Origin of the sequence: Blautia sp. LMAG:89, assembly GCF_008679485.1 — a bacterium.
In the GTDB taxonomy this organism is placed as follows: Bacteria; Bacillota; Clostridia; order Lachnospirales; family Lachnospiraceae; genus Blautia_A; species Blautia_A fusiformis.
The window spans coordinates 1,048,088-1,062,180 of the sequence record NZ_NANC01000004.1; the positions used below are offsets into that span (position 1 = coordinate 1,048,088).

General features: G+C 45.2%; 11 protein-coding genes and 2 pseudogenes. 3 read left to right on the forward strand and 10 right to left on the reverse strand.

Annotation, left to right across the window (positions count from 1 at the left end; translation table 11 throughout):
- The first annotated feature begins 223 nt into the window (after positions 1-223).
- Positions 224-358, forward strand: a complete 135-nt coding sequence (locus CCC70_RS08885; protein WP_270390107.1) for a hypothetical protein — start codon at positions 224-226, stop codon at positions 356-358.
- On the forward strand, positions 355-642 hold the full coding sequence (locus CCC70_RS08890; RefSeq protein WP_021651035.1) for a hypothetical protein: 288 nt from the start codon (positions 355-357) through the stop codon (positions 640-642). Before CCC70_RS08885 ends, CCC70_RS08890 begins: the two co-directional genes overlap by 4 nt.
- A 147-nt stretch (positions 643-789) precedes the next feature.
- Here CCC70_RS08890 and CCC70_RS08895 read toward each other — a convergent pair whose 3' ends face one another.
- The 8 genes and pseudogenes from CCC70_RS08895 to CCC70_RS16545 all read right to left on the reverse strand — a co-directional run.
- A complete protein-coding gene (locus tag CCC70_RS08895; protein WP_278603728.1) occupies positions 790-2,349 on the reverse strand; it encodes a DUF4340 domain-containing protein in 1,560 nt (519 codons plus the stop codon).
- A complete protein-coding gene (locus tag CCC70_RS08900) occupies positions 2,349-3,878 on the reverse strand; it encodes a GldG family protein (protein ID WP_278603729.1) in 1,530 nt (509 codons plus the stop codon). The genes CCC70_RS08895 and CCC70_RS08900 overlap by 1 nt, the downstream gene beginning before the upstream one ends.
- Before the next feature lie 13 nt (positions 3,879-3,891).
- Complete coding sequence (locus CCC70_RS08905) at positions 3,892-4,755, reverse strand: ABC transporter permease (RefSeq protein WP_015526545.1); 864 nt, start codon at positions 4,753-4,755, stop codon at positions 3,892-3,894.
- On the reverse strand, positions 4,752-5,822 hold the full coding sequence (locus CCC70_RS08910; RefSeq protein ID WP_270390101.1) for an ABC transporter ATP-binding protein: 1,071 nt from the start codon (positions 5,820-5,822) through the stop codon (positions 4,752-4,754). The genes CCC70_RS08905 and CCC70_RS08910 overlap by 4 nt, the downstream gene beginning before the upstream one ends.
- 303 nt (positions 5,823-6,125) lie before the next feature.
- Positions 6,126-6,845: a 16S rRNA (guanine(527)-N(7))-methyltransferase RsmG gene (gene rsmG / locus CCC70_RS08915; RefSeq protein WP_287084673.1), complete on the reverse strand. Its 720-nt coding sequence runs from the start codon at positions 6,843-6,845 to the stop codon at positions 6,126-6,128.
- A 188-nt stretch (positions 6,846-7,033) separates the two neighbouring features.
- The gene (gene mnmG, locus CCC70_RS08920; protein ID WP_270390099.1) at positions 7,034-8,920 is read right to left on the reverse strand and encodes a tRNA uridine-5-carboxymethylaminomethyl(34) synthesis enzyme MnmG; all 1,887 of its coding nucleotides are present in this window, start codon (positions 8,918-8,920) and stop codon (positions 7,034-7,036) included.
- A gap of 813 nt (positions 8,921-9,733) precedes the next feature.
- Complete coding sequence (mnmE, locus tag CCC70_RS08925) at positions 9,734-11,110, reverse strand: tRNA uridine-5-carboxymethylaminomethyl(34) synthesis GTPase MnmE (protein WP_118625703.1); 1,377 nt, start codon at positions 11,108-11,110, stop codon at positions 9,734-9,736.
- 176 nt (positions 11,111-11,286) lie between these two features.
- Positions 11,287-11,424, reverse strand: a pseudogene (locus CCC70_RS16545) (DUF6783 domain-containing protein); the annotation flags it as partial.
- On the opposite strand from CCC70_RS16545, the pseudogene CCC70_RS16550 reads away from it, so the two are divergent.
- Positions 11,362-11,583, forward strand: a pseudogene (locus CCC70_RS16550) (DUF6783 domain-containing protein). The pseudogenes CCC70_RS16545 and CCC70_RS16550 sit on opposite strands and share 63 nt — an antisense overlap.
- Positions 11,584-11,671: 88 nt before the next feature.
- Here CCC70_RS16550 and jag read toward each other — a convergent pair.
- Both jag and yidC read right to left on the reverse strand, forming a co-directional pair.
- Positions 11,672-12,679 carry an RNA-binding cell elongation regulator Jag/EloR gene (gene jag, locus CCC70_RS08930; RefSeq protein ID WP_118516184.1) on the reverse strand — a complete coding sequence of 336 codons (1,008 nt, stop codon included), beginning with the start codon at positions 12,677-12,679 and terminating at the stop codon, positions 11,672-11,674.
- Positions 12,680-12,700: 21 nt separating this feature from the next.
- Positions 12,701-14,023: a membrane protein insertase YidC gene (gene yidC / locus CCC70_RS08935; protein ID WP_270390096.1), complete on the reverse strand. Its 1,323-nt coding sequence runs from the start codon at positions 14,021-14,023 to the stop codon at positions 12,701-12,703.
- Positions 14,024-14,093: the final 70 nt, after the last annotated feature.

The window sequence follows — 14,093 nt, forward strand, 5'->3', positions numbered from 1 at the left end:
GCAGCTACAGAAAATCAAGCGGATAAAAGCATCCTCATTTGCTTAGATCTGATCAGGTAAATCCCTGCACAGTTACGCAAAGCAAGCTGCGACAATTACAGAGACTTATCTGCAACATAAAATCTACGCATACATAAGAGACTTACCTGCAACATAAAAATTCACGCATACATAAGAGACTTACCTGCAGCCAAAAATTCACGCATACATAAGAAGGAAATCTATGAAAAAGAGAACAACCCAACTGCTATCCCTTATGATCTCCGCTGCCATGATCGCCAGTACACCGTGCCTGACCTATGCAGCAGATTTCAGTTCAGAAACACTCCTGTCAGATTCAGAAGAAGCGGCAATATGACTTCTCAGATCTACTCACAAACCGGAGCTCTTTCTGACTGCAAGCCTGCGGTTTTCAATGGAAAGGCAACCTGGTATGCATCTAATCCACTGACCGCAAAAACAGACGGAATCATCACCTATGCTACACCATTTACCGTCTTCATGGTAAAACCTGGAAAGCTATCGGCAATACAAAAAATACAACCTACACCGATAAAAAGCCAGGCACCGCAACCAAATACTGTATCCGTGCATACCGCATCACAAACGGTAAAAAAATATACGGACCTTATTCATCTGTAAGGACCGTAAAATAATAGCGACATAAAAACACCCCGGAAAATCCTAATCTATGTGGTGTCTCCGAATATCTGATCATCAAACGGATATTCGGAGATCACCTTATTGTTTGCGGATCTCCGAGGTGTTTTTATTTATTTTCTTAATATTTTATTTTTCCGCCTCAGCTGTTGGTGTTGCTGTGACTTCTGTCTCTGTTTCACCGTTTACCATGGTTTCATATGCATTGAACATTTCTTTTACTGTCATTTTGTTTACAAGAAATACCTTGTCTCCAACGACAGCTGCATAATAGTTTGTGTCATATGTGTAGAAGGTAACGGTTGTCTGGTTCTTGTCAGAGTCTGTGAATACAGCGGTCATCTCCGGATCTGCAGCCGGTGTATAAGCGTCTGTCAGTCTCTTCTGTCCTGCCATGTTTATCAGCTTGTTGTAGAAGGTGGTAAAGGTTGTACTTTCTATTTCCTTACCATCCAGCTGATAGGTTGTTGTTTCTTTTTCGTTTCCGTCATCATCTGTGGATGTTTCACGTGAAACATTTACAGTACTTGTTGTTTCACCATAAGTAACCTGGAGCTGATCCAGATTTTTTACAGACAGATAATTGACGATCAGTGACCAGAGATCTGACGGCGTCTTGTCAATAACTGCACTCAATGTATCTGTTGACATTGTATAGATCTGTTTGTTATCTACCGTTACATATCTGCTGCCATCTCCTGCCTCATCACCAACGTAAATGACAAGCTGTTTATCCACTGTGGTTGTCTTGCTGTCTGCATCTTCTGAGCTGCTGTCCGTGTCAGTAGTGTCGCTGCTCTCAGAATCGCTCTCAGAGGCCGTAGAATCGTTTTCTCCGGATTCTGTACTGTCTGTGCTGTCATCCTCCACCTCTTCCTGATAATCCACTGTAATCGTCGCATAGGGCTTATCAAGGCCATACTGGGAAAGATCCTCTGCATTGTAGTTTACAAACTGGTCAAATGCAAAGCTTCCAAGTCCGGAGGTTACATTTCCTGCTGCCGTTGTATCGGCAGACTCTTTATCGCTGCTTCCGTCACTGGAAACATTCCAGGTAGCTCCGTCGGAATTTTCTTCCAGGACATAGGAATCTTTATTCTCACTGACCTGAACCTTTTTCACTGTGGAAGAATCAATTGTTGGGAAATCTTCTCCCTGTGCATAATCGTAAAGGGAATTCATAAACGGAGACACTGTGTCCGCTGCCACTACATATACCGTGCTGTCATCATCATCCTTGGAAATGTAATACTGATTCGTAGACGTATTCTCATCTCCGATGTTGAGCTTCGTTGTCCCATCAGCGGTATCAACGGTTACTGTGTTAGATGGAGAATCCAGTCCGTATTCCGTAAGATCCTCCACATCCTCCAGGACTCTGTCCGCTTCCACCTTTTTGATGGCGGAAGCTACGGAATCCAGAGTTGTCTGATTTACAGGAAAAGCAGTCTCATCCTTTTTCACCCAGGAATCATCTTTTTTCTCAAAGGTCACTTCCTTCTTGTCTATGATAAATTCCAGGGATTTAATGTCATCCGTTTTCACGGAAAACACTTCTGTTTTGCTTTCCTCATCGCTGCTGCTCTCTGTCTTTTCTTCTTTGGATACGTAGGTATTCAGTCCCACATAAACGCCGCCGAGAACTGCCAGAACAACAACTGCTGAAACAAGTTTGGTCGATTTTTTCATTATGCTTTTCTCCTCTTAAGCCAGATCAGGAATCCTGCAACAAGGAACACTCCCGGGATCAGACCAATGGTACAGATCTTCCAGAAGGCTGCATCATAATCGGTTACTGTCAGACTTGTGGACTCAAGGCTCTTGGATGGAATAGAAACGGAATTACTGTCGTCCGTGCTGGTCATCCAATTCAAGGACTCCAGAAGGAGCTTTTCATTTCCGCCGGATACCATCTGGTTCACCTGGCTCTCCATCAGATTTGCTGTGGAGTAGTAAACAATCTGTGTTTCCTTATCATCATCCAGTTTCTCAGTGATGGCAACACCAAGATCAAACGGTCCGTCTGCATCTCCGTCTTCCTTTTCGATATTGCTGCTCTGCATATTTGTTTTGGAGTAAGCCTTGTCAGAGGTTGTCAGGATACTGTCGATGGTTACAGTATCTCTTACATCATCTGTTTTCTGAATGCCCTGTGCATACGGTGCCAGTACATAGGAGCCTGCAGAAGCTGTCTCAGAGCTTGCATCTGTGCTGTTGACTGTTGGTACAAGATAATATGGCATTTGCATTCCATAATGCTGATTATCACCCTCAAATACGATTCCCTCGGCACACTTTACACCATAGTTTTCAAGAACCGCATCAAAGTTCGGCAGATCATCCTGTGTATAATCCGAGAAGATCATAGCTTTTCCGCCTGCCTCCAGATAATCCAGGAGCTCTGTTTTTTCTTCCTCGGAAATATCGCTGGTCGGAGATACGATCATCAGGCAGTCTGCATCATCCGGAACCTTTCCCTCTGTGAGAAGGTTCAGCTCCTTAATATCAATGTTTGCTTTCTGGATATCTTCTTTAAAGCTGGAATCCAAATCTTTTTCTCCGTGTCCGGATAAGGTATACATGATTGGAAGATCCTCGGATGTTACATAACCGATCGCACTTGTGATCTGTCCTTCTCCATCAAATCCGGTAGTAGTCTGCTGCCAGGTATTATAGTCTACTGAAGAGGAATACATATCGTTGTAATTGATAACCTTGTTTCTGTCGCCGCAGACTACGATCAGGCTGTTTGACGCAAGATCATCGGTTGTATATTCCGATGCAAATTTCGGATTTACAACAGGGTCTTTCACCTCAACTTTAATATGCTTGGACTCATCTTTATAACGTGAAAGCAGATTGGAGATCGTGTCGTCCTCAGAACCGCTTGCCGCGATCTGATAAATGGTAACATCCTTATCCAGTGCCTTCAGTACCTTCTTTGTTTCATCACCGATGGTGTAAAGCTTGGATGAGCTTACATCCAGCTGTGAATATTTGGATGGGATCGCACCGACGATCATATTGATCACAACCACGATCACGATAAAGACAGCTGCCATAGCCATGCTGTAGGAACCGTTTTTGATATGTTTTTTGCTGATGGTGCCTACCAGTTTTTTCGGATCCGGTTTATGTTTCTTTTTGCCGGAGTCCTGTGCGGTCTCCGGTACGGCTGCCTCGCCTTTATTTTTCTTAAATTTCTCACTGAATTTCATTTCCATTCACCCCCTAGTTCCAGCGTCTCTTCTGAATGGACTGCATGGTAAGGAACAGGCAGATCGCAATAACAGAAATAAAATAAACGATTCCTGTCACGTCAAACACGCCTTTTGTAAAATTATCATAATGTCCACTCAGGTTAAATACGTTCAGTACCTTCTGGATACCACCCTGGAAAATACTGGATTTTACAACGTATACGATCACAAGGGCAATCTCTCCCACAGCTCCGATCACTACAGAGATCAGGACATTTTTGATCATGGTATAAATGATGATCGCGATCGCTACGATCAGAAGTCCGAATGCCACTGCGGTTGACATGGAGGTCTGTGAAAAGAATGAGGAAATTCCGTTCATCATATAGAAAGCGAACAGGAATACAAAAGTAAGTACTGCTGCAATTACCTGACTTTCTGTAAGTGCTGACATAAATACACCGATCGCCAGATTCGCACATCCCAGAAGGAAAAATCCTAGGATCCCGGTGTATGCGGAAGCATAGGAAATCGTTCCGAACTTACTCATGATCAGAGGATAAACGCACATGATCACGACCGGAATGGCAAACACAGCTACCAGCGCAAGATATTTTCCAAATACGATATCCCATACAGATACCGGTGCGGTCAGAAGAAGCTGATCCGTTTTCTGCTTGCGCTCTTCTGCAAGTACACGCATGGAAAGGATCGGCACACCGATCAGGAACACAAAGGTCAGTGCGCTTAAAGTAGTTTCAAATTTTGAATAGCCGCCTGAAAGCTGATATGCGGAAAAATAAATTCCGGTCAGCACCAGGACAAAAAATATAAAGAGATATCCAACCATGGAGGTCAGATAGCTTTTCAATTCTCTTTTAAAAATCGCTGTCATGACTGATCCCCCTCTTTCTCATCAGAAGCCTTCTCTGGTTCCTGAGTTTTTTCTTCCTGAGTTTTTTCTTCTTCCGATGATCTGTCTTCTACCGGTTTCCACTGTGAGCTTTCCGGTTTTCCGGCGGATTTTTTCTCTCCTTTGGTAAGCTCAAGGAATACATCCTCAAGGGAAACTCTCTTAACCTGCATCTCGTAGATTGGACAGTTCGCTTTTGCCATAGCGTAGAAGACTTTTTCACGGATATCCACATTTTCCTGAATGGAAAGTTTTGTTTTCCACAATTTTTCATCGCTGTCATAGGACATTTCCACCCCGGTTACGCCTTCGATCGTTTCCAGAGCTTTTCGAATCGTGTCTTTCTCGCCTTTTACCTTCATAAGGAGGCTGTTGGAGCCTGCTGCCAGACGTTCCAGATTATCCGGTGTATCGCTGGCTACCAGCTTTCCATGGGAAATGATCAGAACATAATCACACACTGCTCTTACCTCGGAAAGGATATGGGAGCTTAGGATAACCGTGTGCTTCTGCTTCAGGCCTTTGATCAGGTCACGGATCTCGATGATCTGCTTCGGGTCAAGTCCTACTGTCGGCTCATCCAAGATGATTACCTCCGGATATCCCAGGATTGCCTGTGCAAGACCCACTCTCTGGCGATAACCTTTGGAAAGATTTTTGATCAGACGGTCTTTCATGTCTGTGATCTTTACCATATCCATGACTTCTTTTATCTGTTTGTCTTTTTGTTTTTTTGGGATTTTTTTCAGATCAGCCGCAAATTTCATGTACTCAAGAACAGTCATGTCAAAATAGAGCGGCGGCATTTCCGGCAGATAGCCGATACATTTCTTGGCTGCCTCCGGTTCCTCCAGAATATCATGACCATCGATCATCACTTTTCCTTCTGTGGAAGCAATGTATCCTGTGATCATGTTCATAGTTGTTGATTTTCCTGCACCGTTGGGGCCCAGGAATCCGTAAATTTTCCCCTTTTCGATCTGAAAGGAAAGATGGTCAACTGCAGTATGATCACCATACTTTTTGACCAGATTACTTACTTCGATCACTTTACTCTCCTCCTTTTATTCTCAGGGAAATACTTTTTTTAATTATCGATTTCCCATTTTATAAGATGCCAGAGGCAAAAGATCCCGAAACTGAAGCCCTTTGACTCTGGCATCTTTTCAATACCAATAGAAAATGCCCCCGGATGAAACAGAGAATGGGGGAATCCAGGGGCATCTCTATCGGATTATAGTGTAAAAGTAATTTGTGATAAAAGTAGGATAAATTTGTGATAATTTTGTGAAACTCCCAGACAAAAAAATCTCCTGTCGGACAAATTTTGACTTTGTTCGACAGGAGGTATCTTATGCCAGTGGCTCTCTGAGCGGTGTTCCGGCTTTTCTCGGATATTTGCTCGGGGTGTTCTTTACCTTCTCGATAATGACCAGGGAGCGGCCGATCTCAGATCCCGGAAGGTCAAAGTACTGAATATCCCTGATCTTTCCACCAAGAATCTTTACTGCTTTCTCTGCTGCTTCTGCTTCTTCCTTTACAGAACCGGATTTATAGGAGACAAAAAGCCCTCCGACTTTTACATACGGGAGACAGTATTCAGACAAGGTTGCAAGTCCGGATACTGCTCTGGATACGCAGAGATCATATTTTTCTCTATAGGCTTTGTTTTTTGCATATTCTTCAGCTCTTCCGTGAATGGCGGAAATCCCCTCCAGGCCCAGGATCGCAAAGGTTTCTTCCAGGAATTTTACTCTTTTATTGAGGGAGTCCAGAAGGCAGGCTTCCACCTCCGGGAAGGCAATCTTCAGGGGAACACCCGGGAATCCGGCGCCGGTTCCGATGTCCATAACGGTTTTTATCTTACCCATATCTACAGCCTTGACGCAACAAAGGCTGTCCAGGAAATGTTTCACGAGAACCTCGTCAAATTCTGTGATACCGGTGAGGTTCATGACTTTGTTTTTTTCTACAAGATATTCGTAGAACCGGATAAACTGGTTTTTCTGCGTGTCACTGAGTGTGATCCCAAGCTCCTCGCAGCCTTTTTCCAGGATTTCTAAATTGTACATGCAGCTTCCTCTCTTATTTTCTGTGTTTTATTGTTATTCATAACTGTTCAGTACCCTCACAGTTACGAGTCAAAATGCATTCCAAATCACCTTCGGTGATATCATTTTGCCTTATATGTCTCGGGATTTTGGCAAAAAACGTGCCAAAACGCCTGCCTTCTGAATAGTTACTGTTATTCTTTGTATTATCAGTGTTTGTGTCCGGATCTGCTTTCCAGATATACAAGAAGCACGGAAATGTCAGCCGGGGATACACCTGAGATACGGGACGCCTGGCCGATGGACACCGGTCTGTAGGCTTCCAGCTTCTGGCGTGCCTCAATGCGGAGGCTTCCTACATCTTCGTAATCAATGTCTTCCGGAAGCTTTTTCTGCTCCAGTTTCTTAAACTGCTCTACCTGCTTCATCTGGCGGCGGATGTAGCCATCATATTTGATGTTGATCTCTACCTGCTCACATACATCTTCCGGAAGCTCCGGTCTTTCTTTATCGATGGGTGCAAGCACCTTATAGTTAAGCTCCGGCCGACGGATCAGCTCTGCAATGGTGGTTCCGGATTTCAGAAGGGTACTGTTCAGAGATTCCAGAAGGCTCTGTACCTCTGCAGAACCACCTACGGTTGCATGTTCCACTCTCTCGATCTCTTCCTGAATCCGGCGCTCTTTTTCCTGTAATTTATGGTATGTCTCATCATCGATCAGGCCGACCTCCCAGCCTTTTTTGCAAAGACGAAGATCTGCGTTGTCCTGGCGGAGGAGCAGACGGTACTCAGCACGGCTTGTCATCATTCGGTACGGCTCATGGTTCTCCTTTGTTACCAGATCATCGATGAGAACGCCAATATATGCCTCTGAGCGGTCCAAAATCAGCTGTTCCCGGCCTTTTACCTCCATAGCTGCATTAATTCCCGCTATGAGGCCCTGGGCGGCTGCTTCCTCATATCCAGAACTTCCGTTAAACTGTCCGCCGCTGAAAAGGCCCTTGATCTTTTTGAATTCCAGTGTGGGATAGAGCTGGCGCGGATTGATGCAGTCATACTCAATAGCGTAAGCATTTTTTACAATCCTAGCGTTCTCCAGACCCGGTACGGAATGGTACATCTCGTACTGAACATCCTCCGGCAGGGAGCTGGACATTCCGCCGATGTACATTTCATTTGTGTAAAGACCTTCCGGTTCGATAAATACCTGATGGCGTTTTTTGTCTGCAAAACGAACTACTTTATCCTCAATGGACGGACAGTAACGTGGTCCGGTTCCTTCGATCATTCCGGAATAAAGGGGGGATCTGTCCAGATTTGCACGGATGATCTCGTGTGTTTTTTCGTTTGTATAGGTCAGCCAGCAGGATTTCTGCTCGATCTGTACAGCTTCCGGGTCTGTGGAAAAAGAGAACGGTACGACTCTTTCATCTCCGAACTGCTCTTCCATCTTAGAATAATCAATGGTGTTTCCGGCGATTCTGGCCGGAGTTCCTGTTTTGAAGCGGAACATTTCGATTCCCAGCTTTTTCAGGGAATCCGTAAGGTAATTGGCTGCCTGAAGGCCATTCGGTCCCGTATAGTTGCTGACGTCACCGTAAATGCAGCGGGCCTTGAGGTAGGTTCCTGTACAGAGGACCACAGCTTTTGCGTGGTAGGTGGCTCCTGAGAAGGTTTTTACACCGGTGATGTGCCCGTCTTCTACCAGAAGCTCGGTCACTTCGCCCTGGCGGATGGTTAAGTTCTCTGTATTTTCCAATGTCTTTCTCATTTCTGTGCTGTAGGCCTGTTTATCGGCCTGTGCACGAAGGGAATGGACTGCAGGGCCTTTGGACTGGTTGAGCATTTTGGACTGGATGAAGGTTTTGTCTATATTTTTACCCATTTCTCCACCGAGAGCATCCAGCTCGCGGACGAGATGCCCTTTGGAGCTGCCGCCTACGTTGGGGTTGCAGGGCATAAGGGCGATGCTGTCTACGCTGACTGTGAACATGACTGTGTTGAGCCCTAAGCGGGCGCATGCCAGTGATGCTTCGCAGCCTGCGTGGCCGGCGCCTACTACTATGATGTCGAAAAACTGTTCCAGATTTTTCATGCTTTTTCTCCTTTATTTTTTCTCTTATTCTTTTTCTTTATTTTTCTTTATGATTTTCTTTTTCTTTGTTTATTGTGTGGTTGGTTTTTGGTTTTAGTTTTGATTTCTTGGCAGAAGGCCTGGTTTTTTTGCTTTGAGAAGCTGTGGAAAACCGCAAAGGGGCCGTAAAGCCACGGCCCCTCTGCACACCCCTCGGGCTTTTTTTTAGGAGTTCTTGGGTTGTGGTGTGTGATACGGTGCTGACTTTTGTCTGTATGCTTCGGTGTTGGATGTGAAACGTTGTGCCGAGGTTGTTTTGAGTTCTTGGGTTGTGGTGTGGGGTACGGTGTTGACTTTTGTCTGTATGCTTCGGTATTGGATGCGGAACGTTGTGCCGAGGGGGTTGCAGTGGAACTGTAATGAGGTTCTCGACGTGCGATGCACGTCTGCGGAATTCTGCAGTCCATGTGGCGTACAGCAGGGGGCCGCAGCCTATGCGGCATATGCGGCCAGATCTCCGCAATTTATATTATGCAACAATATATATCCTATAGAAATATACAAAGTTCCGTTTGATACATTTCGGCTCAGTGTCGAATTGCCGATACAGAAGCATACAGACACAAGTTAGTTTCTTTCAGCTTTCCACAGTCGCTGCACTATATAAAAAAGGCCCAGGGGTGTGCAGAGGGGCGCGGCCTTGTGCCCCTTTGCGGTTTTCTCACATTCCAATGTGATCTACCCTCTGCGGGCTTCCGCAGTCCATGTGGCATACAGCAGGGAGCCGCAATCTATGCGGCCATTCGGCCGGGGCCTCCGCAGCCCATGCGGTTATTATTTCCCCATACAAAATTTAGAAAATATCTCATTAACAAGGTCTTCCCCAAGTGATTCTCCCAAAATCCGTCCCAGACTTTCGTATGCATCTGTCAGGTCTATGGAATAAAAATCCTCCGGCATTCCGCTTTCTATGCTATTTTCTACCAGAGAAAGACTTTCCTGCGCTTTTAAAAGCTCCTGTCTGTGGCGTTCATTAGTGATGTAGACTTCATCATTGAAGTCAATCTCCCCACTGAAGAACATTTCTCGGATTTTTTCTTCCAGGTCTGTGATCCCGGTTTCTTCTTTTGCGGAGATTGGGATCACCGGCTGGTTTATTCTGCTCTTTAAATCCTCTATATCTATAGCAGATTCAAGGTCTGTCTTGCTGTAGAGGACAATTGTCTTTTTCTCTTGCAAAATTTTTATGATTTCTTCGTCGTTTTCATCTAACGGTACGGAGGAATCTACAACATAGAGGATCAGGTCTGCGTCTGCTGCCATTTCCTTGGCTTTGGATACGCCGATTTTCTCTACGATGTCTTCCGTCTGGCGGATTCCGGCTGTGTCAGCGATCTTTAATGTGATCCCATGCAGGTTGATATACTCTTCCAGTACGTCTCTGGTGGTTCCTGCGATATCGGTCACGATGGCTCTGTCTTCTCCCAGAAGCAGGTTCAGCAGAGAAGATTTCCCTGCGTTCGGCTTTCCCAGGATCACGGTCCGGATACCTTCCTGTATGATCTTTCCGTCTCCGGCTGTTTTTAACAGGTTCTGTATTTTTTCTTTTTCTTCTGCCACGATCTGTTCTAATTCTTCCGAATATCCTGTCAGATCATAGTGCTCCGGATCGTCTAATGCCGATTCGATGTACGCTATATGGTACAGTAGTTTTTCCCTGATATTCTGTACTGTTTTTCGGACTGAACCTTTTAATTGTCCTACAGAATTCTTTAATGAGTACTCGTTTTTGGACTGTATCACATCCATAACGGCCTCCGCCTGGGAAAGATCGATCCTTCCATTGAGAAATGCACGCTTGGTAAATTCTCCCGGCTCGGCAATAATGGCTCCGTTTTTCAGCACAGTTTCAAGTACCTTTTTCATGGCTAAAACGCCGCCGTGGCAGTCGATTTCTATGGTATCTTCTCCTGTGTATGTCCGTGGTCCGCGCATGGCCATGACCAGCACTTCGTCTACCATTTCTTCGTTATCATAAATATATCCATAATGAATGGTGTGGCTTGGGACGTTTTTCAGAGATTTTTTTCCACCCTTGGAACGGTATACTCCGGATGCGATCTCAAAAGCCTCCGGGCCACTGATCCTGACGATCCCGATTCCCGATGCGCTCATGGCTGTGGAAATCGCAGCAATCGTTGTCTCTTCCATTTTTCATTCTCCTTTATCAAACGGATAAAAGCATCCGCTATATAACACTGCAGCTGATAGCTGCCATACCGTTTATCCTGGTCCAGCAGATAAAAGCATCCGGTTAAACGGTTAAACGCAAAAATGTTACTCCGGAAAAGCTTTTTACACGCAAAAAACACGTGTTATTCACGCTTTCACCTAGAATAACATCTTCTGTCAGTTTCCATATTTATAATGCTAGAGCGTGTTTGAAAAAGGCTTTCTGCAAGATGTGCGTCACAATTTGTGGGAGATTTTGTCCGGATGAAGGCGCCGTAGCGGGCTACGGCAACTGAATTCGGGCAAAATATACCGCAAAGTGGGGCGTGCAGATTGCGGGAATGATTTTTCAAATACGCTCTAATCTCTGCATTCCGGATTTCCGCTGCAGAAATATCTTTTATTATTTGCTCTTCAATGATTATAAAGAATTGTTGCGGAGATTGCAATGATAATTTTTAATTTTCAGTTCCATACAAAAAAGCCGTACCCACGGAGCTTACGCTCCGGGATACGGCTTATAGCTTTACCGGTGGATCATCAATTATTGCGTTTCAGTTTTACTACTACATGTCTGTAAGGTTCTTCTCCCTCACTGACTGTCTCTACATAGCGGTTGCCCTGCAGAGATGCATGGATGATCCTTCTTTCGTACGGATTCATCGGTTCCAGAACTACCGGTTTCCTGGTTTTCTTTACCTTGAAGGCGATTCCTCTTGCAAGGTTCTCCAGAGTTTCCTTACGACGGCGTCTGTAGTCCTCGGTATCGAGTTTTACACGAATGTAGGTAGACTCGCCTTTGTTTACCACAAGGCTTGTCAGATACTGAAGAGAATCCAGTGTCTGGCCTCTTTTTCCGATGAGGATACCCATATCCTCACCTTCAAAATCCACATCCAGAGAACCGTCTGCAGTGTTATATTTCGATGTGATCTCCACTTCTCCAAGATCCATGGAGCCGAATACGTCACGAAGAAATACGACTGCTCTCTCCTCAACCTCTCTGATCTTCTCCGGATCGCTGAGGATCTCTACCGGTCTGCCCTGCTTCGGTGCTCTCTCACGTGTTTCCTTCGGCTGACGCTCCTTTGGAGCTCTTGGCTGTTTCTCACGTGCAGGCTTTGCTTTGCCCTGGAAATCCCTTGCAGGTCTTTCCTTTGGTGCTGCTGCCTTTGCAGGTGCTTCTTCGGATGCCTTCTCCACCTGTATAGCTTCTTTCTTCACCGGCTTTTTCTCCTCTGCAGGAGCTGCTTTCGGTGCAGATTCTTTCTTTACATCCGGAGTAAAAGGCTTTTCTAATTTCTTCTCTTCTTTGATAGCGTCCAGTTTCACGGACTCTACCAGTTCATCGATCTCCTGCATATCAGAAACTGGCTCGATTCTGCGAACTTTGATCACGGCAGGTTTGCTGCCGATTCCGAAGAATCCGGAGCTGCCTTCACTGATAACCTGAATATCAAGCTGGTCACTGGAAGTTCCAAGCTCAAGACACGCTTTTGTGATAGCTTCATTCTTTGTTTTTGCTGAAAACTGAATGTAATCCTCCATTACGAACCCCTCCGTTCCTGATTATTTCTTCTTATTTCTCTCATCAAAGTCTCTTACGAGATTTGCTTTGGCTGTGATGCTGCCCGGTTTTGCACTTCTTGCCTTCTCATAAGCAGTATCAACCTTCTGTGCTCTGTCTGAAGCACCGTTGTTTCCGCTGTTACCCTTATTGATCACAGGTTTATTGATATTCTTGGCGGACTGATGAGCCTGATTGGTGATCTTCTGCGGCGGAAGTCCTTCCTTCGCACGCTTCGCTTCGATCTTCTTCATATTCTCATTAACCAGATCATCAATGTTCATCTTATCAAGATGACGATTGATTGCAAACTGCTGGGCACTTCGAACGACAGCACTGGCGATCCAGTAGATACCAAGACCAACCGGGAATGTGAAACAGAAGAATGCAGACATCAGAGGCATGACCATGTTCATGGTTTTCATGGAGTTTGCCATTGCGCTGGCCTGATCATTTCCGTCTGCCGGCTGTGTTGCAGCCTGTGGCATAAGCTTCAGGTTCAGCATCTGAGTTGCCCATGCAAGAACCGGGATCAGAAGTGCTACGATCGCAAGTAACAGAGAACCATGATTTTTGAAGAATTCCATGATATAATACAGCGGCTGGTCTGCGATATTCAAGCCACAGAAGCCCTGCATCTTGGAAATATTGCCGGATGCTTTTGCGATCGCATCAGAAAATCCTGAAAACTGATCCATCTGTGCCAGCTCTTTCCACTGGGAAGGAGAAAGTGCATACAGAAAATCAACAATAGAGTTACTTGTAGCATTTCCGGCACTGTCCATAACGAGACGTACTCGTGTCATGGAATGGTCTGTGATAAACTGCTGCAGGATATCTGTGTATCCGTTTACAGCTACCAGGTTGTCAACTACACCAGTAAAAATGTTCTTTACACTTCCAACGTAAGCAGGAATCCGGTAGATAACCTGATACAGAGCAAACAGAATAGGCATCTGAATGGCTAACTGTACACAGCTACCGGTTGGAGAAACACCATATTTCTGATAAACAGCCTGGGTTTCTTCGTTCATTTTCATCATGGAGTCCTGATCCTTTTTACCCTGATATTTCTTCTGGATCTTCTGGATCTCGGGCTGCATGATCGCACTTAACTTGGAGAATTTCTGCTGCTTGATCTGCAGCGGTGTCATAAAGGCAAAGATAAGAATACTGAAGATAATGATACAAAGACCAATGTTCTGGATTCCGAACAGGCCGTCAAGCATCTTATATATGCCATCCATGATCCATCCCATCACAGACGCGATCTGTCCGATAATAGGAGTTCCGGTTTTTGTTGCTAAAAACAGTTCCAAATTCATTTCCTCCTAGACTTCTTATTCAATTGTAAAAGTCCGGTAACTGCTCTGCCCGGGAAAAGGCTGAACAGTC

Bases quoted from the DNA above. Each gene is read 5' to 3' on its own strand.
- jag (WP_118516184.1), bottom strand. From the start codon at position 12,679: ATGGAGGATTACATTCAGTTTTCAGCAAAAACAAAGAATGAAGCTATC.
- CCC70_RS08900 (WP_278603729.1), bottom strand. From the start codon at position 3,878: ATGAAATTCAGTGAGAAATTTAAGAAAAATAAAGGCGAGGCAGCCGTA.
- CCC70_RS08905 (WP_015526545.1), bottom strand. From the start codon at position 4,755: ATGACAGCGATTTTTAAAAGAGAATTGAAAAGCTATCTGACCTCCATG.
- rsmG (WP_287084673.1), bottom strand. From the start codon at position 6,845: ATGTACAATTTAGAAATCCTGGAAAAAGGCTGCGAGGAGCTTGGGATC.
- CCC70_RS08885 (WP_270390107.1), top strand. From the start codon at position 224: ATGAAAAAGAGAACAACCCAACTGCTATCCCTTATGATCTCCGCTGCC.
- mnmE (WP_118625703.1), bottom strand. From the start codon at position 11,110: ATGGAAGAGACAACGATTGCTGCGATTTCCACAGCCATGAGCGCATCG.
- mnmG (WP_270390099.1), bottom strand. From the start codon at position 8,920: ATGAAAAATCTGGAACAGTTTTTCGACATCATAGTAGTAGGCGCCGGC.
- CCC70_RS08890 (WP_021651035.1), top strand. From the start codon at position 355: ATGACTTCTCAGATCTACTCACAAACCGGAGCTCTTTCTGACTGCAAG.
- yidC (WP_270390096.1), bottom strand. From the start codon at position 14,023: ATGAATTTGGAACTGTTTTTAGCAACAAAAACCGGAACTCCTATTATC.
- CCC70_RS08895 (WP_278603728.1), bottom strand. From the start codon at position 2,349: ATGAAAAAATCGACCAAACTTGTTTCAGCAGTTGTTGTTCTGGCAGTT.